The sequence below is a fragment of the Cryobacterium sp. PH29-G1 genome (assembly GCF_030063365.1).
Lineage (GTDB): Bacteria > Actinomycetota > Actinomycetes > Actinomycetales > Microbacteriaceae > Cryobacterium.
Map to the genome: position 1 here is coordinate 38,682 of NZ_JASISY010000006.1, position 21,345 is coordinate 60,026.

The 21,345-nt window shown below is 62.3% G+C and carries 21 protein-coding genes; 12 read left to right on the plus strand and 9 right to left on the minus strand.

From position 1 onward, the window contains the following. The first annotated feature begins 41 nt into the window (after window positions 1-41). From QMK22_RS09700 to QMK22_RS09735, 8 genes are all read left to right on the plus strand, one after another. A complete protein-coding gene (locus QMK22_RS09700) occupies window positions 42-1,067 on the plus strand; it encodes a sugar ABC transporter substrate-binding protein (RefSeq protein WP_283497434.1) in 1,026 nt (341 codons plus the stop codon). Further along, window positions 1,067-2,560 carry a sugar ABC transporter ATP-binding protein gene (locus tag QMK22_RS09705; RefSeq protein WP_283497435.1) on the plus strand — a complete coding sequence of 498 codons (1,494 nt, stop codon included), beginning with the start codon at window positions 1,067-1,069 and terminating at the stop codon, window positions 2,558-2,560. The genes QMK22_RS09700 and QMK22_RS09705 overlap by 1 nt, the downstream gene beginning before the upstream one ends. Further along, entirely contained in the window at window positions 2,544-3,578 is a 1,035-nt protein-coding gene (locus QMK22_RS09710) for an ABC transporter permease (protein ID WP_283497436.1), read from the plus strand. Before QMK22_RS09705 ends, QMK22_RS09710 begins: the two co-directional genes overlap by 17 nt. A 228-nt stretch (window positions 3,579-3,806) precedes the next feature. Beyond that, complete coding sequence (locus QMK22_RS09715) at window positions 3,807-5,210, plus strand: styrene monooxygenase/indole monooxygenase family protein (RefSeq protein ID WP_283497437.1); 1,404 nt, start codon at window positions 3,807-3,809, stop codon at window positions 5,208-5,210. 62 nt (window positions 5,211-5,272) lie between these two features. Then, window positions 5,273-6,427: a LuxR C-terminal-related transcriptional regulator gene (locus tag QMK22_RS09720; RefSeq protein WP_283497438.1), complete on the plus strand. Its 1,155-nt coding sequence runs from the start codon at window positions 5,273-5,275 to the stop codon at window positions 6,425-6,427. Then, window positions 6,424-7,227 (plus strand): SDR family oxidoreductase, encoded by an 804-nt coding sequence (locus QMK22_RS09725; protein ID WP_283497439.1) that lies wholly within the window; start codon window positions 6,424-6,426, stop codon window positions 7,225-7,227. Before QMK22_RS09720 ends, QMK22_RS09725 begins: the two co-directional genes overlap by 4 nt. Before the next feature lie 32 nt (window positions 7,228-7,259). Further along, window positions 7,260-7,811, plus strand: a complete 552-nt coding sequence (locus QMK22_RS09730; RefSeq protein WP_283497440.1) for a flavin reductase family protein — start codon at window positions 7,260-7,262, stop codon at window positions 7,809-7,811. Between the two features lie 180 nt (window positions 7,812-7,991). Beyond that, entirely contained in the window at window positions 7,992-8,870 is an 879-nt protein-coding gene (locus tag QMK22_RS09735; protein ID WP_283497441.1) for a hypothetical protein, read from the plus strand. 46 nt (window positions 8,871-8,916) lie between these two features. Here QMK22_RS09735 and msrA read toward each other — a convergent pair whose 3' ends face one another. From msrA to QMK22_RS09755, 4 genes are all read right to left on the minus strand, one after another. After that, the gene (gene msrA, locus QMK22_RS09740) at window positions 8,917-9,432 is read right to left on the minus strand and encodes a peptide-methionine (S)-S-oxide reductase MsrA (RefSeq protein WP_283497442.1); all 516 of its coding nucleotides are present in this window, start codon (window positions 9,430-9,432) and stop codon (window positions 8,917-8,919) included. Between the two features lie 133 nt (window positions 9,433-9,565). Next, a complete protein-coding gene (locus QMK22_RS09745) occupies window positions 9,566-10,189 on the minus strand; it encodes a LysE family transporter (RefSeq protein WP_283497443.1) in 624 nt (207 codons plus the stop codon). A gap of 117 nt (window positions 10,190-10,306) precedes the next feature. Further along, window positions 10,307-12,154, minus strand: a complete 1,848-nt coding sequence (locus QMK22_RS09750) for an AMP-dependent synthetase/ligase (protein ID WP_283497444.1) — start codon at window positions 12,152-12,154, stop codon at window positions 10,307-10,309. Between the two features lie 62 nt (window positions 12,155-12,216). Next, the gene (locus QMK22_RS09755; RefSeq protein WP_283497445.1) at window positions 12,217-12,873 is read right to left on the minus strand and encodes a hypothetical protein; all 657 of its coding nucleotides are present in this window, start codon (window positions 12,871-12,873) and stop codon (window positions 12,217-12,219) included. Window positions 12,874-12,942: 69 nt separating this feature from the next. Between QMK22_RS09755 and QMK22_RS09760 the strand changes: the two genes are divergently transcribed. Continuing rightward, entirely contained in the window at window positions 12,943-13,614 is a 672-nt protein-coding gene (locus tag QMK22_RS09760; protein WP_283497446.1) for a TetR/AcrR family transcriptional regulator, read from the plus strand. A gap of 54 nt (window positions 13,615-13,668) precedes the next feature. On the opposite strand, the gene QMK22_RS09765 is transcribed toward QMK22_RS09760, so the two are convergent. From QMK22_RS09765 to QMK22_RS17570, 3 genes are all read right to left on the minus strand, one after another. Next, complete coding sequence (locus tag QMK22_RS09765) at window positions 13,669-14,325, minus strand: M23 family metallopeptidase (RefSeq protein ID WP_283497447.1); 657 nt, start codon at window positions 14,323-14,325, stop codon at window positions 13,669-13,671. Window positions 14,326-14,751: 426 nt separating this feature from the next. Continuing rightward, complete coding sequence (locus QMK22_RS09770; RefSeq protein WP_283497448.1) at window positions 14,752-15,114, minus strand: hypothetical protein; 363 nt, start codon at window positions 15,112-15,114, stop codon at window positions 14,752-14,754. Continuing rightward, window positions 15,107-15,232 carry a DUF8730 family Cys-rich protein gene (locus QMK22_RS17570; RefSeq protein ID WP_502857443.1) on the minus strand — a complete coding sequence of 42 codons (126 nt, stop codon included), beginning with the start codon at window positions 15,230-15,232 and terminating at the stop codon, window positions 15,107-15,109. The genes QMK22_RS09770 and QMK22_RS17570 overlap by 8 nt, the downstream gene beginning before the upstream one ends. 350 nt (window positions 15,233-15,582) lie before the next feature. Here QMK22_RS17570 and QMK22_RS09775 point away from each other — a divergent pair, with 350 nt between their 5' ends. Further along, a complete protein-coding gene (locus tag QMK22_RS09775; protein ID WP_283497449.1) occupies window positions 15,583-16,407 on the plus strand; it encodes a hypothetical protein in 825 nt (274 codons plus the stop codon). Window positions 16,408-16,423: 16 nt separating this feature from the next. Further along, window positions 16,424-16,564 carry a hypothetical protein gene (locus QMK22_RS09780; RefSeq protein WP_283497450.1) on the plus strand — a complete coding sequence of 47 codons (141 nt, stop codon included), beginning with the start codon at window positions 16,424-16,426 and terminating at the stop codon, window positions 16,562-16,564. A 32-nt stretch (window positions 16,565-16,596) separates the two neighbouring features. On the opposite strand, the gene QMK22_RS09785 is transcribed toward QMK22_RS09780, so the two are convergent. After that, window positions 16,597-19,125: an FAD-dependent oxidoreductase gene (locus QMK22_RS09785; protein ID WP_283497451.1), complete on the minus strand. Its 2,529-nt coding sequence runs from the start codon at window positions 19,123-19,125 to the stop codon at window positions 16,597-16,599. Window positions 19,126-19,345: 220 nt separating this feature from the next. Further along, window positions 19,346-20,797 carry an FAD-dependent oxidoreductase gene (locus QMK22_RS09790; RefSeq protein WP_283497594.1) on the minus strand — a complete coding sequence of 484 codons (1,452 nt, stop codon included), beginning with the start codon at window positions 20,795-20,797 and terminating at the stop codon, window positions 19,346-19,348. 173 nt (window positions 20,798-20,970) lie between these two features. On the opposite strand from QMK22_RS09790, the gene QMK22_RS09795 reads away from it, so the two are divergent. Then, window positions 20,971-21,321 carry an ArsR/SmtB family transcription factor gene (locus QMK22_RS09795; protein WP_502857482.1) on the plus strand — a complete coding sequence of 117 codons (351 nt, stop codon included), beginning with the start codon at window positions 20,971-20,973 and terminating at the stop codon, window positions 21,319-21,321. Window positions 21,322-21,345: the final 24 nt, after the last annotated feature.

The window sequence follows — 21,345 nt, forward strand, 5'->3', positions numbered from 1 at the left end:
TCCATTTCTATCGCTTTTCCCGAGAGTAAGGACCGATTCACATGCTGAAAAAAACGCTCCTCCTGGCGGCATCCGCAGTATTACTGGTGTCCGTAAGTTCCTGCGCCGCATCCACGGAAAGCGCGGTCACCACCAGCGCCGGCGACAAAAAGATCACCGTCGGCTATTCCGGTGCCATCCAATCCAACCCGAACAACAAAGCAATCGAAGACGGCATCAGGGCCAAGGCCGACTCACTGGGGATGGATCTCATCGTCACCGACGCCCAGTACAACACCAGCAAACAACTCGCTGATATTCAATCGCTCCTCAACCGCAACGTCGACGTTCTCATCGTGTGGCCGATCGACCCGCTTGGCATCCAGCCGGCCATCGAACAGGCCGATAGCCAGGGAGTTCCCGTTATTGTGCAGGACACGACCGACGGGGGGCCGTACACGTCCAATTTCCAGGTCACCAATTACGCCTCGGCTCAACAGGCGGCAACGTTCATCGGTGAGAATGTCGAGGCCACCGCGAAGGTCGTGCAGATTGAGGGCGTGCCCACCGTTGGTGTTCTCGACGCGCGTAACAAGGGTTTCCAAGACGGTGCGAAGGAAACCGGCCTGAACATCCTCGCCAGCGAGGTCAATGGGCTGGACACTGCAGACGGCGCTCGCCCAATCGTCGACGCCTGGAAGTCGCGTTTCGGCACCGATATTCAAGCGATCTTTGCCTACAACGACGACAGCGCCCTCGGGGCAGCCTCAGCCAAGGCAGGGGACTTCAACCCCATGGTCATCGGCATGAATGGTTCGCAGGAAGGTATCGACGGGGTTAAGGACGGTCGCTTGGCGGCCACCTTCGATTTTCACCCCGTGCAGCTGGGCATGGGTTTAGGCTGGGCAGCTCATGAGCTTGCCGAGGGGCGCAGTATCCCGAAGACCGTGGTGATGGAATCGACCCTAATCACCGCCGCGAACGCTTCGAGCTGGATTCCGATCAAAGCCTTGCTCGGCTCGCAGACCAGCGTCGATATCACCACGAAGGACGGGGTCTCCACCCTTAATGTAACCGCGAGCAAGTAATGATCTCGCTGGCCGGCATCACGAAGACCTACGGCGCTGTCACGGCGCTGTGCAACATCGACCTCACGGTGGACCGAGCAGAAGTCCTCGCCCTTGCGGGCGAGAACGGGTCGGGTAAATCCACCTTGGTAAAGATTCTGTCGGGTGTCGTGCTGCCGGACAGCGGAACGATCAGTATCGATGGTAGACCGGTCACTTTCACAACCCCGCTCGATGCGCTCGACCACGGCATCGCATTGGTGGCCCAGGAACTGACTGTTCTACCTCACCTCCCGGTTTATGAGAACGTCATGTTACCTTTTCTGCGACACCGCACTCGCCGGTTGATTTCCCGCAGAAACCTCATCGCTCGCACCACCGGCATCCTCGACGCACTCGGAGTCCAGATTGACCCGTGTATACCGGTGTCTCGGCTCGGCCCGGTACAGCAGACCTTCGTCGAAATCGCCAAGGCGCTCGTTGTCGAGCCAAAACTGTTGATTCTCGACGAGGCCACGAGCCGACTCGGGGAGCAGGAGGTTGAATTCCTGTTGGCACTAATCAAACGGCTGAAGGTTCAAGGCTTGTCCACCATCATGATCACCCACCGCATCGCCGAAATGACATCGACCGCAGACCGGGCCTTCGTGCTTCGCGACGGAAAATTCGCCGGGCAGCTACTCCACGCAGAGCTCAACGAACACGAGTTAGTCAACCTGATGGTGGGTCGTACCATCGTGCCACGGGCTAAGAAACACGCCGTCTCCGTGGCCGCACCCCGGCTGCAGGTGCAGGACCTACAGCTGCAGGGGAGCCGGAAGCGGCTGACTCTTGAGGTGCAGGCGGGGGAGATCGTAGGACTGGCTGGCCTCGTCGGAGCCGGACGCACGGAACTACTCGAGGCCCTAGCCGGGGTTCGGCGAACCGGCGGCGGTACCGTTGCCGTTGACGGGCATCTGGTTCCGCCGAACAACACCCGACGTTCCCTCCAACACGGCCTCGCTCTCGTACCGGAAGACCGTCATACCCAGGGGCTCATCGTGAGCGACAGCATCCACGAGAACTATGAGCTGGGAGCAGTGCCCTGGCACGGTCTGGTCAACCGAAAACGTGGTCGGGCTCGCACCCGAGACGCGGTCGCCCGATTCGGAGTGAAGACGGGAAACGTGCTCGCACCCGTCACCTCGCTCTCAGGAGGAAACCAACAGAAGATCGTCATTGCCAGAGCACTGTCTAAAAATCCGACCGTGCTCCTTCTCGACGAACCCACCCGAGGGGTAGATATCGGCGCCCGCGACGAGATTTACCAGATCATCGAGGAGCAAGCGCGCACGGGTATGGCAGTGCTTATGGCTTCATCGGACATGCTCGAAATTCTCGGCGTCTGTGACCGGGTCCTGGTCATGCACGAAAACGAAATTGTCGGAGATCTGCACGGCGCACTCATCACCGAACACACCATTGCACTGCTCTCAACGGGCGGAAAGTTGGAGACCCATGTCAAAGCTCACTAGCCAGACCGCTCCAGCCGAACCAGCCAATCCGGTCGGCCGTGTCGGCTCGCGACCCCTCGGCAGAATCTACGAAAACACGCGCGTGTATATCGGAATCGGAACAATGCTCGTTCTGTTGGTGGTGTACCTCTCCGTCACCCAACCGACTTTCGCCACTGCACAAAACCTCATCACCATCCTCGAAACTAACTCGGTACTTCTCCTAGTGGCCGTCGGACTCACCTTCGTGCTGTTGACTGGCGGGTTTGACCTTTCTGTGGGTGGGATGCTCGCCCTCTCAGGGATACTCCTGGCCAAGCTCATCGAAAGCGGCGTGAATTACTACTTCGCGGCCATCCTGGTGATCGTTGCCGCAGCCATTCTCGGTGGAGTGCTCAACGGGCTACTGATCGGAAAACTCGGGCTTTCCTTTTTCGTCGTCACCCTCGGAACGATGTCGCTCTTTCGTGGCGCCGGGCAGGTTGTCACTGAGGGTCATGGTCTCTCGCTCTACGACGTGGAAGCGTCAAGGCTCATCGGGAGTGGCCGATTCCTTGGCATTCCTTGGCTGGTGATTATTGCGTTGACTGTACTATTGTTGGCCATATTCGTTACGCGTTACACCGGTTTTGGCCGCATGCTCTATGCCGTCGGCGGCAATGCGGAGGCAGCACGTTTGTCCGGAATCAAAGTCTGGCTGGTTCGGGCGGTGGCCTACGGTATCTGTGCGGGGCTCAGCGGTCTGGCCGGCATTCTGGAATCCAGCCGGCTCGCCTCAGCCTCGCCGACAGCGGCTACCGGACTGGAACTGATCGCGGCGGCGGCCGTGCTGCTCGGGGGAACAAGTTTCGCCGGCGGCGCTGGCAGCATGATCGGTACCCTGCTCGGAGCCCTCTTTTTGGGCATCATCTCCAACGGCATGACCATCAGCCAGATTTCGTCGTTCTGGCAGAGCGTAGTGACCGGTTTCGTGCTCTTGGCGGCGGTGCTGCTGGATTGGTTTCGGATGCGCAGGGATAAGCGAATGGCCGGCGTCTAAGCAGCGAAACCTCCTGTGAATGCCGCTTGCTATACGCCACGGGCGGTGAACTCCCCTCCCGGGGCGGCGTTGCTGCGTGTCGGGGCGGCAGCATCCCTCGAAGGGGGGAAGCGAATCTTCGACCCGATCGAGTGATGTTGGTGAAGAATCGCACGAACCTACACTTGCAAAAATCCTGACGGCATCCCGCACAGGAGACAAGCAGTCCCCGTAGCAGGAGGAAAAGCCATGAAGCAGATCTCGATCATCGGAGCCGGACACGCCGGAACGTTGTTGGCTGTCGGTCTCGTCAACGCTGGTTATGACGTGCAGCTGTTCAGCGACAAGGATGCCGAGGGCATTCGAGATCAGACGTCACCGACCGGTACTGCCGCGATCTTCGCCGATTCGGTTGCCACTGAGCTGCGCCTCGGTGCCGCTGACTACTCGGGGCAGGGCGCCCCGATGGACGCGATTCATTTGTTCTTCAGCCCCAAGGTTGGGCAGGAACTTATCGGATTCGGAAGTGCACTTGAGGAAGCCACCGGATTGGCAACGGATGTGCGGCTCAAGTCGTACGACCGCATGAAGCAGCTGGAATCTTTCGGCAGTGAGGTGCACGTCGAGACGGTGAGCATGGACCGCCTCGATGAGATTGCGGACGAGAGCGCCCTGACCGTTGTGGCCACCGGCAAGGGAGGCTTCTCTTCGCTGTTTCCTCGCGACGAGAAGCGCAGCGTGTATAACGCGCCTCAGCGCAAGCTCGCCATGGTCTTGGTGCGGGGTATAGCTTCCGATGGCTCGGCGTTCAGTAACCGTCTCCCGGGAATGACCCCAGTCTGCTTCAACCTTTTCGGTGGTGCCGGAGAGATTTTCTGGGTTCCCTTTCTGCATAAGAGCGGCGAGATGGTGTGGTCTCTCGTCTTCGAAGCCCGTGCGGGCGGACCGTTTGACCGGTGGGACGACGTAACGAACATTCACGAGGCCTTTGCGACGGCGCAGAGCCTGATCAAAGAATTTGTCCCCTGGGATTGGCCGTCGATGAAGGACATGGAACCTCTTCTTGACGATCCGTTCAGTTGGCTTAAGGGATCGTTCGCTCCGTCGGTGCGCACCGGTTCGGGCGTCACACCCGGCGGCCATGTTGTGATGAGCCTGGGCGACACCTCGGTCAGCTACGACCCGATCTGCGGCCAGGGTGCCGGCTCGGGAATCCGTCAGGGTGGCCAGTACTTCGATGCGATCCTCGCCCGAAGCGGGCGACCGCTCGACCGTGAATGGATCGATGGTGTCTTCGAGAAGTTCTATTCCAGCCATGTCGAAGGCACTTACCGTTTCACGAATACCTTTCTGGAACCCCTCACTTCGACGGGAGTGCGTGTCATGACGGCCGCGTTCGCCGACCCTCGTCTGCGTGGTCCATTATTGAAATCCTTCAATCGGCCTTCGACCGCATTTCCATGGCTCTCGGAACGGAAAGATACCGATGCGTGGATCAAGACGCACACAGGGCGTTCGGCTTCATCGGTGGTGGCTCGCGGAAATGCCAAAGCCTTGGGTGCCATGATCAAGAATACCCTTACCGGTGCGAACTTTCCCCGAGCCGAGGCGACTGTGCCCAAGCCGGCGCTATTGGCGAGTCGACCACTCTGAGCGCCAGGTACCAGGACCGCCCGTAACTGCGTGCAGTTCTAGACTTCTAAAGGAGATACCGCATGGGCACCTCACCGAACGCTCTCGACACAGCGAATCAGCGCGACGCGTTTGCCGGCGGTCTGGCCGCATTCACGAATGCGCTCACTGAGGCTGCCACCCGCGGCGAGGTTCGAGACGTGTGCGTGGCTGCGCTGCCCGGCATGATCAGAACGAAGGCGTTCGGTCTTTACCTGTTCGAGGTTCCATTCGAGGCACCATCGCTGGCGGCGGCCAGCGGGGTGAGCGATCGTTTTCTGACGCTCTATGAGGACTTTGGACGCGATGCCGATCCAGTGCTGCGAAACGTGGTCGCCAGCAAGAAGCCAGTGCACAGCTCGGGGCTGATGTCGGAGACTGAATGGATTGATTCGCCGTTCTTTCGGGAGGTACTTGCTCTGCACGACATGCGCATGGTTCTCGAAGCGCCCATCCTTTACCGCGGGAAAGTTCTGGGAACACTCAACTTCGCGGATCGTGACCAGAATGCTATGTCTACGTCGATGGACCACGCTCTGGCAGTTGTTTTGGGCAATATGGTCGGGCTAGCTGTTGGCGGAATGACGGAGCGCCAAGAAGTAGTGACGGATCGAGACCAATTGCTCGAGGCATTCGAACTGTCCGATCAGGCGATGGTTGTCAGTGATACCAAGACGGGAAAACGGCGCATGAATTCGGCCGCGCTCGACATGCTGCGGACCTTGGACCCGCGCAATCCTGAACTGTGGTTTGAAGAATTGATGGCGGCTGCTCGGACGTCGACGGAGAGTCACTGCCAGGTTTTTTCCAGCGAAGTACTCGTGGCGGGTGAGGAACGCCGGGTCATACTTCGCAACTACCCGTCGATTTTAAAGGAACGCAACGTCTTAGTCAGCGTCCTACATCTGAGCGCGTCATTTCAATCGCCGACTGCGCTCCCCGCCGCATGGGTACGAGAACTTACTCCACAGGAGAGCAAGGTCACCGGCCAGGTGGTGTTCGGTCGTACAGACGAAGCGATCGCCAAACAGCTCTCCCTGAGCCCGTACACGGTCAAGCAACATCTCAAGGCGGTTTATCGCAAACTTGGTGTGCACTCACGAGTTGAGTTGACGCGGCTAGTACTCGGGGCGGTTGAGAGCTCCTACGCGACACCGTTCACCCGTCAACACAAATCCAACGATCGGAGCCAACCATGAGCACGAATCCAGCAACCCCGGCGAGCGGCAGAAGTGTCATCATCACCGGTGGCGCAACGATGATCGGCGCTGCCGTCGCCGAGAATTTCGTTCAGAATGGCGACTCGGTCGCGATTTTCGACATCGATACCGAGGCGGGGGAGGAGGTTGCGCTGCGACTGGGCGAGCAGGCGCGCTTCTACGCGGTAGACATCACAAACGATACCGCGCTCGCCCAAGCAGCGGCTGACGTTGCCGCCGAACGCGGGGGAGTAGATATCTTGGTCAACCTGGCTTGCGTCTATCTCGACAACGGCTTATCGACCACGCGCGCCGACTGGATCGCGGCGGTGAATGTCAACGTCGTGAGTGCGGCGATTGCCGCACAAGTGCTGGTGCCGTACCTCCAAGTTCGACGCGGCGCATCCATCGTAAATTTCACGTCGATCTCGGGCGACGTGGCACAGGCTGGACGGTGGGTGTACCCGGCGAGCAAGGCCGCCATGGCGCAGCTAACTCGCAGCATGGCGATGGATCTGGCGCCGCACGGTATCCGCGTGAATTCGGTGTCTCCTGGGTGGACCTGGTCCTCGGTGATGAACAATCTCAGCGGCGGTGACCGCGCACGCACGGACGCCATCGCGGCGCCGTTACACCTGTCCGGACGCACCGGCGACCCAGCTGAAGTGGCGGCAGTGGTGGCATTTCTGGTCTCGCCGGGCGCCTCGATCGTGACCGGCGCTAATTACACGGCCGACGGCGGGTACTCAGCGATGGGCCCTGAACGGGCCGATCAACTTATGGCCGCCCTGGCCGATTGACACTTAACCAATTCAAAGCGGAGGAAGACACAATGGTACTTTCAGCTGAGACGGCCACGCCGTTTGACACGATCGACTTGCGGAACACCCTAGGCAAATTTGCCACGGGCGTCACCGTGATTACGACTCGAGGCGCAGATGGGCGGCACGTCGGAATCACCGCAAATTCATTCACATCCGTCTCGCTCGATCCGCCGCTTTTGCTGTTCTGCTTGGCCAATTCGTCGCCGATCTTGCCGGTCTTCGAGACGGCAGAGCACTTCGCCATTCACGTGCTCGCCGTGGATCAGCATCAACTGTCACGACAATTCGCGACGCCGGCGATCGATAAGTTTAGCGGGCTTGCCGTGACCGAGGACGACGTGGGAACCCCCGAGATCCAGGATGTGCTGGCGCGATTCTCGTGCCGCACAGTGTCGCGCACCACCGAAGGTGATCACACGATCTTTATCGGACATGTGCGGTCGTACAAGCGACTCGAAGGAGACCCGCTCGTGTTCTTCTCTGGAAAATATCGGGTATCCCAAGACCACCCGGCGATTCTGCCCCGCCGCGCGGAAGGAGCCGCCGGGCACGTGGCCTGACGCGACGATCGCCAGTGGGGCATCCGCTGGCTAGGCAGCCGCATCCGGAACGCGAGACCGACAGCTGCTCGGTAACGGGGGCGATCTGCAGCCCCAGCGCGCATTCTCACCGGCGGAGTCCGCACGGCTAGGCTCGACAAAAGATGGGGGGTGCCGGGGATGCGTGCGCGAATGAATGTAGTGGCACTAAGTCTGCTCGTGGGAATGGGCTCGGCGATCGTCGGGCTACTGCCGTGGCTGATGACGGGCATGGTGCTGCCACTGCAGAATCTGTGGGCGCTCGATACGGCAGCCGACGAGATGCCGATGGCTTTGCTCCCGTTCAGTCAATACCTGATCGGGCTCATTGCGGGGTTGATCGTGACGGGCTCGGCGATCGCCGGTGGCGTGGCGCGAGTGACGCGCGCGCGGCATCCGCTCGACCCGCGTGCGCTCGCCGTGGGTATGCTGATCGTTCAGCTGGGTTCGCTGGTGCAGACCGCAATTACGGTATTCCGGGGGCTGAGCGACGACTGCGAATCCTGGATCTACCTGGCGGCATTGGTGGCCGGAACGCTCGTCGCCATTCTGCTCGGGCAGCTACTGCTGCTGCTGATCGCCCGGGCGGCAAGACCTGGCGCGGCAATCGCAGCCAGTATCGCCGCGGTTGCCTTGGGGCCGTGGCTGAATGCACTGGTGATTCAACCGTGGAGTCTGGTGACCCCGTCGAACCTGGCGCTGCTCGGCTTGGTGCGCTGGGTTCCCGCCGTGATCGTTGGAATCACCTTGGCCTGGTGCGGCCTCGCCACGATCAGGCGGGTCGTCGCTGCAATCGTGTGCCTACTCGTGCTCTGGATCGGGTCGGCGGCAGTCCCGGCCGTCGGCGCGGCCGTGGGAAGTCGAGTGCTCGCCCGCAATCCCGGGGAAATGCTGCACTACGCCGGGCGAGTGTTCGTGAACGTGCTCATCGATGCGACCGCCTCGGCGTTGTTCGTGATCCTCGCGGTCGCCGTGATGGCCGGGGGGCTGGCGGTGCGCTGGGTAATCCAGCGGCGCAGGGTCACCGCCCTGCCCGCGTAACGGGCAACCCTCACGGCGCGGCCTGCGCGGCCGGCGGGGCGTCGGGTCAGTTAGCGGATGCATCCGCTCGGGTGGGCAGACGCCAGCCGGGACGCACAAAGTGGCAGGTGTATCCGTTCGGGTCTTTCTCCAGGTAGTCCTGGTGGTTGTCTTCGGCCTCCCAGAAGGCACCGGCCGGCTCAAGCTCGGTGACAACCGCGCCGGGCCACAAGCCGGAGGCATCGACATCCGCTATCGTCTCTTCGGCCACCTGTTTTTGGGCGGGCGACAAGTAGTAGATGGCGGAGCGGTAGCTGCGCCCCACATCATTGCCCTGACGGTTGAGGGTCGAGGGGTCGTGAATCTGAAAAAAGAACTCGAGCACCTCGCGATAGCTGATCACCGTGGGGTCGAACTCGATCTCCACGGCTTCGGCGTGGTCGCCGTGGTGACGGTATGTCGCGTTCGGGGTGTCGCCGCCGGAGTAGCCGACCCGGCTCGAGAGGATGCCGGGGCGCTTGCGCAACAGCTGCTGGGCTCCCCAGAAGCAGCCGCCGGCCAGAATTGCACGTTCCGTGTTCATGGTTCTCCTTCGAGGTCGCGTGGTGTCGGCCTGAGTCGACACCTAGGGTGCAACGCTACGCGTCGTGCGAATGTTCCGAGTGCAGAACAGGCATTTTCCCGGACTTTGTAAGGAATTGTACGGAGGTGAACTATTAGTGGATGACGGCGAGCAGCACGCCGACACCGACGAAGAGCGTGCCGAAGATTCGGTTCAGTACGCGCTGGCCTCGAGCGTTGCGGGTGAAGCGCTGAAACGAGTGCGCCGTTCCGGCGAAGAAGAACCACATCACCACAATGTCGATCGCGATCACGGTCGCCGCGGCGATCAGATACTGCGGAAGCATCGGCTGGTCGACCCTGATGAATTGAGGCAAAAACGCGAGAAAGAAGACGATCGCCTTGGGGTTGAGAATATTGACCCAAAACCCGCGGCGAAACATCGACCAGCGTGGTTCATTGCGCAGCGCGTGCACACCCTCGCCGTCGACGGCTGGTTTGGCGAGAAACTGACGGATGCCTAGATAAACGAGATACGCGGCGCCCGCGTAGCGAATGATATTGAACGCCAGTGGCGAACTGGACACGAGTAGCCCAAGACCGAGCGCGACGACCACGATGTGAATGACAATCGCGGCTTGCTGGCCGAGGACACCCCAAAGGGAGCGCCGAAACCCGGAGTTGATTGCATTGCTCATGGTGTTGATCGCCCCGGCGCCGGGCGTGAAACTGATCAGGGTGCCCGCGCCGAGAAGGGCCAACCACAAAGAGAACTGCACCGGCCAAGTTTAGGTTGTGCGGGGCTGGCTATATCGCCTGTGAGCGAGGACATGGACGTTTCGGTGTTTGCGGTGGAGAACGATCTCCCGCGCACACCGGGTCTATCGAGAGCAGCCCTAGGCCGTGATGGTGTTCTTCGAGTCTTGCTGGGGCGCGGCGTCGATGTGGCCAGGGGCGCCCGCGTAGAGGAGCTCGATCTCGCCCGCGAAGTCGTCAAGGATGACCGAGCGTTTCGTGGAGAGTTTCGGGGTGAGATGCCCGCTCTCTTCCGTGAACTCGGTGGGCAGGATGACGAAAGTGCGAATCGATTCTGCTCGTGAGACGTGCGAATTACCGTAGTCAATTGCTCGCTGCACCTCGGCACGAACTTCAGGGTGTGCCGCGGCCACGTCGCGCGCCATCGCCGGGTCCAATCCGTTGTTACGAAGCCAGACCGGCAGCATCTCGACATCGAGCGTAATGAGAGCTGCGATGAAGGGGCGGCGGTCGCCGACGACCACCGCCTGCCCCACGATCGGGTTGCCCCGGATCGGGTCTTCGAGAGCTGCCGGGGCCACATTCTTGCCACCGGCCGTAACGATGATCTCCTTCTTGCGGCCGGTGATGGTGAGGTTGCCCTTGTCATCGAGTGAGCCGAGATCTCCGGTGCGGAGCCAGCCGTCGTCGAATGCGGCAGCGGTGGCAGCGGGATTGCGCCAGTATTCTTTGAACACATTCACGCCGGTGATTTCGACTTCACTATCGTGCGCGATGCGCACGGAGACACCGGGCAGGGGCGGTCCGACCGTACCGATCTTGACTGACCCCGGCCGAGACACGGTGGCTGGGGCTGTTGTCTCCGTCAACCCGTACCCTTCGAGAATGCTCACGCCGAGACTGCGGTAGAAATGTCCGAGCCGCTCCCCGAGCGGGCCGCCTCCGGACACTGCGAACTGCATTCTTCCGCCGAGAGCGGTGCGCAGCTTGGATAGCACCAACCGGTCGAGTACGGCGAAGCGCACGCGGAGTCCGAATGGGACGTGGCCGTGGTCCAGAGCTTTCGAATAGGCGATCGCCGCTTCGGCGGCTTGTCGGAACAATTTTCCACGCCCGCCGGCTTCGGCGCGTTGCTCGCTCGAGTTGTAGACCTTTTCGAACACGCGTGGGACGGCGAGGAGGAAGGTCGGTTTGAACGCCCCGAGCGTCTCGATGAGCTTGTTCGTATCTCCCTGGTGGGCGATTCTCACGCCGGCATACACGCACACGACAGCTATGAAGCGTGCGAACACGTGGGTCAGTGGGAGGAAGAGCAGCGTGGATGCGCCGGGTGCCAATACTTCCGGGATGTCGGCTGCCGTATTGCGGCTCAACTCGACGAAGTTGCGGTGGGTCAGCACGCAACCCTTCGGGGTGCCGGTCGTGCCCGAGGTGTAGATGATCGTCGCGATGTCACCTTCGTTCGCGCGACTGCGTCGGCGTTCGAGCTCGATGTCGTCGATCCTGGTCCCGTGCGCGGCGAGCACGTCGAGATCACCGTCGTCGATCGTCCAGACCAGTTCGACATTCGGCAGCTCCGGCAACACGTCCCCCACGCGCGCACGCAGCGCCGAGTCCTCCACGATCACCGCAACCGCCTCGGAATCACCCAGATTCCAGCGGATCTGGAACGGCGACGACGTTTCGTAGATCGGGACCAATACGACGCCGGCGAACCACGCCGCAAAATCGATCAGGCTCCACTCGTAGCGGGTGCGAGAGAGCAACCCGATGCGTTGCCCCGGCTCGATGCCGGCCGCGATGAATCCCTTTGCGAGACCCTGCACTTGCGCCAGAAACTCCGCTGCCGTGATGTCCGCCCACCCGGACTCCGTGGCGCGGGAGAAGAGCACCAGATCGGGCGTTGCGGCGACTCGCTCCAGCAATAGGTCGCTCGCGTTCGCGGTGGGGGTCGCGGTCGTGCTGGCGGGTCGGTCGATCTGGTGCATGTGAACTCCTTTGTTCGTCGTAGCAGCCCTACCTAGGCCAGGGCGTTATGGAAAAGCGTGGATCAGGCTGCTGCCCCGACCAGCGAGGTGCGCACAATCGGAGTCGTCATTCGGCTTAGTAGCGTGGGAAGGGTGCGTGTGACATACGACGACGTGTGAAAGTCACGTTCGTCACCGCCGCCGAATACCCACGCCTCGAACGAGCGCTCATAGGTCTCGATAATGATGCGGGCGGCCAGCGAAGTCGGCCACAAGGCATCGCGGTTCAACTGACCGATCAGCTCGGCCACAACAGCACTGAGGGCGTCGAGTTGACGGTGCTCGGCGGCCAGGAGAGCGTTCGCGTCGTTCGGTGAGCGCAATGCGCGCAGCCGACGCTCAGATCGAATAATCACCGCGCCGCGATCAATCGGCCGCGACCGGGCGAGAGCAACCGCGGCAGCCTGCAACATCTGCACGTCTTCGAGTCCCGCGATCGCACCGAAACTTGAACGAAGCCGTTCCGCGCACTCCACAGCTAAAGTTTCCTGCACGGCGTCCAGAAAGGCGTCGTCCGTGGCGTAGAGCGTCCGAAACGATCGGGGGTGGATGCCGGCTTGGTCGCAGACATCGGCGATCAGCTGGGGGGTCACCCCTCCACCACCGGCAAGCGCAATGCGCCCGGCAAGCGTCAGACGACGGCGCGCCCCGTCGCGTTGCGATTCGGTCTTATTCTCCATCGATTCGACCCCTCTGGTTTAAAGAAACATTAGTTGCTTTAATCCGAGAAGGTCAAATAAAATATCCACATGAGCGAGCGCATCGACGAGCCGCGGGCACATATTACCGACGGAGTCTTCTTCACGATGCCGCCCGTCCTCAGCCGCGGCCGTCACGAACTGAGCCGTGATGAGGTCCTGGCGGTGCACCGGGAACGCCTGATGATCGCTGCGACCGAGTTGCTCGCATCCGATGGTTATCGCGGCGTCGGGGTGCGCGAGATCACAGCCCGCGCCCGCATTTCCCGGTCCGCGTTCTACGAGACCTTCGACGACAAAGATGCCTGCGTTTTTGCAGCCTACGACCGCTTCATCGAGGTTCTCCTGGGCCGACTGACGGCGGTCATTGCATCCTCCTCCACCGCAACGGCCACCGTGAATAGTCTTCTCGAGGCCTACCTCAGCACTCTGCAGCTTGACCTTGTCGCGGCCCGTGCGTTTCACGTGGAATTCGAATCTCTCGGTGCCGCCGCTCGGGCATGCCGCCGCGCGGGAACCACCCGCCTTGCCGCCCTCATCCGCGATGCGCAACTAGCGATCAGCGACACTCCGCCGGCCCCGCTCAGCGATCACATTGGGGGCGTCTATGCAGTGCGTGATCTGGTTTCCGATGCCCTCGACCAATCTGTCGCACCGGAACTGCTCAGTCTGCTGCCCGTGATGTCGTTGTGGACCACGCGGCTCCTCACCCTCCACCGCTGAGCCCGGCACCGCGCGAGCGCAGACGGATGCGCAGGACCGCCTGGCCGGTGCGAGCTACGGGCGGCCGGCCCGCGCGCTGACCCAGGCGTAGGGATTTGTGGGGGTGACGCCGTCGAGGAGAATCTCAAAGTGGAGGTGCGCGCCGGTGCTCTGACCCGTGCTGCCCACGCGTCCGATAATCTGACCGACGGACACAGTCTGCCCCTCGCGCACGGCGAGGCTGCCGAGCTGCATGTGGCCATACAAGCTGCTCACGAGCCGCCCGTTGATTGGGTGATCGATGATCACATGCACGCCGAGGCCGGTGTTGCCGTGTGGAGTCGCGAAACGGATGACCCCGGCAGCGATCGCGTGCACGGGTGTCCCGGCACCGGGGTTCATGTCGAGCCCCTTGTGAAAGCCGGAGCATCCAGCGCAAGGCGGAACACGGGGACCGTAGCCGCCGGCGATCGGCACGCTACCGTCGAACGGCCACCGGATCGCCGGGCCGGCGGAAAGGCTGGCAGCGGCCGCCGGCGCGGCCGGCTTGGGCGGAGCGGCCTGTGACGCGTACCCATCGCGCACGATGGTTTTCGCTGTCGTGCCAACCGGAAGGCTCTGCGAGGCGAGGGGAGTCGAGGGCGCTGCCGGCTCGATCGTCGGGGAAGCGGCGACGTCGACGGCGTGGGCCGGCAGCGAGATGCTGACGGTCAGAAGCGCGGTCAGAACCATCGCGGCGGCTTCGAAAGAGCTCTGTCGCAGTGGCGTCTTCGTGCGGCTACGCAATGGCGCTCGGCATCGGTTCGGTACTGTGCGGTGGCATGAGTGTAGGCATGGACGTCATCCTTCATGGTCGTGACGAGCGCCGTGCGCCGGTCAGAGGTGTGCATCCTCGAGCTGCCCAGAGGGCAATCCCAGCCGCGTCGGGGGCTGGATCGCTGCGCTCAAGATCAGGGAGGATCCGTGGATGCGACGAGGGAATCTTCGTGAAGCCAAGCGCATTGCCGTCTACGCTATATTTCTAAGCTGTAAGAATGGTGATCAAGCCTCACCTTCTTGCGTAGGTGAGCTCAGGGCTAGGGCGCACTCGACGCGGCCACGGTCGCCGACTGGCTGGATCAGAATGCGTACGCTGATTCGATAGCCGGTGCCGGGGTGTCAGGAAACCGCCCGCTGCACGGTAGTGATCTCCGTCATGGCCTGGATTCCTCCGGCGAGGTAAGCCTCCCAATCACGATCGGGTCGCGTCCCGGGCCGGACCTGGTCTGCCCAGCGCATCTTCACGGCGGTGGCCGAGGCCGAGATCAGCCCGGCATCGGTGTCGTCGGTTATTCTTCGTGACAGCTCGCCGAGTGCAGCCACCTTCCCCTCCTGAAACTTGGCGGCGGGGTGTGAGCGGCCGTCTTTGGCCAAGGCGCACGAGGCGACGTCGCCCAGGGACAGCGACCATTGGTGAGCAGCTTCGGTACGGGCCTGTAGAACGCCGATTCTGGTGATTCTGGAATCAGACTCGTCAGGCACCGGCAGCGCACGTGCAGCGATCGGATTCCGCTACGCCGTAGAGCGCGTCCTCGATGTGCTGACCGCAACCGTCCCATGTCGCTTTTTTACAGGTTGAACATATGATCTGGTAGCACACGGTGCTCCTCCTTCTATTCGTTATGAGGAGAATAGCATACCCCTAGGGGTATCTTCTCTACATCGCGGTGAGCGGATGCAGCTGGTACCAGCTGTAGCATCGTCGCCGCCCAGATGTGAGACCAGTGTGAGACCCCTGAGACTCGACGCTTTTCTTGACCACAACGGATGCCCCGGCACAGAACCCAGAGCCAGCCCACGAGCGCTCCGCACCCCAGTATCAAGCCACAAGGCGAACCTGTGTACTCAGCCGCCGGGGAGCTTGAGTAACGATTGGGTACATATGCTCGGGCCATGCCCAAGTGGCCGCCGACCCGGTCGGAGGTCACGAGCTATCGAAAGGAATTACAAATGCCCCAGAACCACACCCACAAGGCGTTCAACACTCCGCTCAAGAAAAAGCTGTTCGGCGGCGCCGTCACCGTGATGACCGCAGGATCCCTGCTGGGCCTCGGTGCGGTCGGAGCCCAGGCAGCCCCGCTCGATCAGGTCGCCGACACCAGCGGTACGTCCACTCAGACCAGCGCCTCCGCCGAAGGCGAGGCCAGCACCACCGACGACGTGATCGCCGCGGTCAAGCAGCAGCTGCGCGCCGACATCCGGTCGGGCGGCAGCGTCGGAGAGATCGCACAGAACGTATCCATCACGCTCGAGAGCCACTCCGAGATCTTCGCCGGCCTGCCCGCAAACCTGCAGGCCGACCTCACCGACTTCAACGCGGCCTCCGACACTGAGCGTGAAGCGCTCGCCGAACAGATCGGTATCACCGCCCTCGATGGCGGCTACGGTGCGGATGCGCAGAAGGTCGCGACGGCCGTACAGGACAACCCGAAGCATCCGCTGGCCGCGGCCGTGCGCGCACTCGTGTCGGCGGATGCCGGCCAGATCGATGAAGGTCGCGGTGCCAAGGCCGAAACCACGGCCGAAACGGTGACGAGCGCGCTGCTGAATAACCCGGAGCTCTTCGCGAGCCTGCCGACCGAACTGCAGGACGACCTGACGGCGCTCAAGGATTCCCCAGCCGCTGACCGCGCGGCCGATGCTGATGCCATTGAGGCCAAGGGTCTTGCGGGAGAGTACGGTACCGAGATCCAGAAGATCGCCGAGCACCTGCAGGCCGGCGGTGACGCGCACGCCGGCGGCAACGCCGGCGCCAAGGCCGACGCTGGCCGCTAGCTACACCTGCACGACGATGGCCGGGAGCACACGCTCCCGGCCATTTCTGCGCCTCGACGCCGACGCCGCCGCGGACGAGGAGGCCGGCACAGACACACCGCCCGCCTGGACGGAGCAACCCACTACGTCCCACCCCGACCAGGAAGCAAACGACTAACTGCTGACCGGAGCGCTCCGCGCCGCCCTCCGCTATATGAACAGGGTCGTGGTCGACTCGGCCGCCTCGCCGAGGAAGGTGGCAACCCCGCCGAGTTCGACACCGTCGATGAGATCAGACTCCGCGATCCCGAGCAGATCCATCGTCATGGTGCAGCCGATCACCCGCGCACCGTCCGCCATGGCGGATTCCATCAGCTCGCGCAGGGAATGCACGCCGTTCTTCTTCATAGTTTTCTTGATCATCGCTGTGCCCGCGCCCATCATATGCATCTGCGAGAGGGTGAGCTTGTCGGCTCCGGCGGGCATCATCCCGGCGAACAGCTTGTCCATGGTCTTGCGTTGACGCTTCGGCGGCTTGGCTTTGCGCAAGGCATTGAGCCCCCAGAACGTGAAGAACATCGACACTTCTTCGCCCATCGAGATGGCACCGTTGGCGATAATGAATGCGGCGATGAGCTTGTCCAGATCGCCGGAGAACACGACGAAGGAAACCTTCGGGGTGGCGGGGGGTGCAACCGTTCCTGACGATGCCGCCCCGGCAAGGGCGAGTGCTTCCGGCCCGGCCTTGCGGAAGGTGGCAACGTAGCCGGGACCTTCCGGTTCGATGGACAGCAGTTCGTGGCCGTTGCGTCGTACCCACGCGGGGGCATCGCTGGCGAAGCCGGGGTCAGAAACGTGGACCACGATTTCGTCGCCGGGGGTCAGCCCCTTCATCTCGGTGGCGAGCTTCATGATCGGACCAGGACAGGCCAGGCCGGTGCAATCGAGGTTGACGGAGACGCCGGTGCCATTGGCCACGTGGGCGGCGACGCGAGCGGCGTTGAGAGTGTCGGCCGCTTCGGCGTAGGAAGTTTCCGGCTCGACCGGACCAACCGCGAGCGGTTCGACCTCGTGCCAGGCCCGGAACGTTTCAGACCCGCCCGATAGCGTCGCGACGTTGGTGAAGCCGAGCTGAACCAGGATGCGGTAGGCGAGGTAGCTGCGGAAACCAACCGAGCAGTACAACCTCAGCCCCGCTGCCTTGTCCCAGTCGGAAGTGTCGGTACGGATGGTTGCCAGAGGCACGTTCTCGGCGCTGGGCAGGTGCCAGATTGAGAACTCCTCGGCCGTGCGCACGTCGATAATGCGTGCGCCATCGGTTGCTTGCGGATAGTCCTGCGCGTACCAGAGGTTCAGGTCGCCCAGCAGCACGTTGCTGGCGACAAAGCCGGCCATATTGACCGGGTCTTTCGCTGACCCGAACGGCGGAGCATAGGCGAGTTCGAGCTCCTCGAGGTCCCACACGGTGAGCCCTGACCGCAGGGCTGTGGCAAACACGTCGAGGCGCTTATCGACGCCGTCAAATCCGGTGACCTGAGCGCCGAGCACCGCACCGGAGGTCGGCTCGAACAATAGTTTGATGTGCATCATGGCTGTGCCCGGATAGTAGCCAGCGTGACCGGACGGGTGCACGTGCACGGCACGGTACGGAATCTTGGCTGCGAGCAGTTGCCGTTCGGTGGCGCCGGTGCCGCCCGCGACCATCTCGAACACTTTCACGATCGAGGTGCCTTGGGTGGACTTGTATTCGGTGTCACGGCCGCAGATATTTTCTGCGGCGACGCGCGCTTCCCGGTTGGCAGGGCCAGCCAGGGGAGCCAGCCAGGATCCGGGGAGCACGGTATTGGGGGTTTCGACGGAGTCGCCAGCCGCCCAGATGTGTGGATCGGAGGTGCGCATGTGGGTGTCGACGGACAGCCCGCCATGCTCGCCGAGCTCTAGGCCGGCAGCGCGGGCGAGGTCGACGTTGGGCCGCACACCAACCGAGAGGATGACGATATCCGCGGCGAGGTTCGTCGAGTTGGTCAGTTCTACCGTGATCCCGCCACCGCCACGACGGGTGAATGCCGCGGCCGCTGTGGCGAGGTGAAGGCTGATGCCTCGACTGCGCAGGTGGTGTTCGACCGGCACAGACATCTCGTGGTCGAGGGGTGGGAGGATCTGGTCGCTCATCTCGACGACGTCCACGATCGCGCCGCGGTGTTTGAAGTTTTCGGCCATCTCGAGACCGATGTAACCGGCGCCGATGACGACGCAGCGCACGGGCCCGCGCGCGCCGCTGGCCGCCAGCACGAGGTCGCTGTCCAGTTCGGCTTTGATGACGTCCATGTCACCGATGCGGCGCAGCACGTGGAGTTCTGGCAGATCGATTCCCGGCAGGGGCGGGCGGATCGCTTCTGCTCCAGTGCACAGAGCGAGGTTGTCATAATTTTCGACGTATTCTCGGCCGGTGTCGACTTCACGTACGGTGACGGTCTTGGCGACTCGGTCGATCACGGTGACCTCGCTGGCGATGCGCACGTCGATGTTGAGAGACTCGCGCAAGCTCTGGGTCGTCTGCAGCAGCAGTCGATCGCGCTCGGTGATGACTTCTCCGATGTGGTACGGCAGCCCGCAGTTCGCGAACGAGACGTGATGGCCGCGCTCCAGCACGATTATCTCTGCACTCTCGTCTAACCGGCGCGCGCGGGCGGCAACGGATGCCCCTCCCGCGACTCCTCCAACGACAACCAGTTTCATGGTATACCACACCTTTCGCGGCGGCCGCGCGACTGTTTGTCGCAGTCTTTTGGCCCATCTCGTATACGAATGCTAGTCCCCGGGCAGGTTAGAACGCCGCCGCCATGACGAAGATACCGAACCGGATCGCGCCCCAACTTTCGGGCCTCATTCAGCATTCGGCGAGCAAGTTCGTTCATTCGGGTGACCCGATAGTGAAGGAATAAACCGGAGCGCTACCCTAGCTCTTCTGCTCGGAGAGGAGTTCGGCATGGCCATGCAGCGTGCCGGTGGCGAATCCGATGGATACCGGCAACGGTGCGCCGCAGCAGGACTCGGCGGCCGTGCCAGGTGCGCCGCAGCTGGGTGTCGGTTCATCGGCCGCCGGCACGTCGCAGCAACCGCCCAGATCGGTGGAGCACACGCCGGTTTCGGGAAGTTGCAGCTCAACCCGGTCCGCGGCCATGCGGTCCCCGGCCAGAGACGCCGCGATCGAGCGAACCTGCTCGTAGCCGGTGGCGAGAAGAAATGTCGGTGCGCGGCCGTAACTCTTCATGCCGACGATGTAGAAATCGGTTTCCGGGTGCGCCAGGATTCGTTCTCCGTGAGCGGTAACCGTGCCACAGCTGTGAAATTCGGGATCGATCAGCGGTCCGAGGGCGAGCGGCGCCTCCACGATCTGGTCCAGATCCAACCGCAGTTCCGAAAGGATTTTCAGGTCCGGACGAAATCCGGTGGCCGGGACCACGAGGTCAACGACGAAGCTGCGTTCGTCGGAAAGGTTCACTGTCAATCGTTCCCCGGCTTCTAAGGCGGCGACGGAAACGTTTTCGACCACGGTGATGTCACCGTCTGCCACGAAGCGGCGCAAGCTGGTGCCGAGTTGACCGCGGGCCGGCAGTTCATCGGCGGCCCCGCCTCCGTACAGGCGCACCGGGTTCGCCGGGCCGCGCAGACCCCAGAGGATGGTCGTATTGGGGTGTTGTTGGCGTAGTCGGCCGAGACTGATCAGGGTATTGGCGGCCGAATGCCCGGCGCCCAGCACGAAAATGGTTTTCCCGGCGAAGAGCTTCTGATCGGTACCGAGTGGGTCCGGCAGGGGCGAGGTGATGAACCCTGCCGATGTGGCCTCGGCTTCGCCGATGGCGTCGATGCCCGATCGGCCCACCGGGTTGGGTGTGTTCCAGGTTCCGGAGGCGTCAATGACCGCCCGTGCCAGCACATCCGTTGTTCCTTCGGGGGTGCTGGTGCGCACCAGAAAGAGCGACTCCGCGCGGCCGGGCGAGCGCGTTTTGTCGATACCCGGGCCGTTCGGGTGGATCCGGGTGATATTGGTGACGCGGTGGCGGTAGCTGATTCTGGGGGCCAGCGCCGGGTGGGCGGCCAATGGCTTCAGGTAATCGTTGACCAGTTCCATTCCGGTGGGCAGCCGATCTTCCGTCGGGGCATCCCAATCAGCGGCGTAGTGCTCGGTGGGTGTTTCCAGAAGTCGACGTGCGGCGGCATCGATGTTGTAGAGCCAGGTAGAGAAGAGCTTGATGTGTCCCCAGTTTTGAATGGATGCACCGGCGCTGGCGCCGGCTTCCAGAACGAGAATTGCCTGGTGGCGTTCAACCAGGTGTGCGGCGGCTGCCAGACCGATGGGTCCGGCACCGATGATTACGATGGGATAGGGCTGGTTCACGGACTTCATCTTCTGGAATGCGGCGGTATTCGTCACGGTATATTCTCTCCAACTAGACATCGATGAACCTCGATGTATCGAGTATGCTTGCACATATCGACATTTGTCAATGTCCCGATTGCCGGTCGAAAGAAAGCGAGGGAAGGCACTTGTCTCCACCTGTCGTCTCAGCACGCGCGAGGATTCCCGTAGCTGCCGTCAGCGCAACTAACGCGCCGTGCTGCTTCCCCGCTCAGGGCCGAGGATCGTTGTCGGCGGCGGAAGCCGCGGCTCTTGCCGCTCGGTTCAAGGCTCTGGCTGATCCCAATCGCCTGCGTATTCTTTCCATCGTCTCCTCCAGTCCCGAAGCCGAGACCTGCGTCTGTGATCTGCCCGAACCGCTGGGTTTGGGGCAGCCCACGGTGTCGCACCACCTGAAAATTTTGGTGGAGGCTGGCCTGCTCAACCGTGAAAAGCGTGGCGTCTGGGCGTATTACTCGTTGGTTCCTGGGGCGCTGAATTCTTTGGCTGACACCCTGGCTCCGAAGCCGTGATGATGAGCGAGGCGCGCGCGGTCA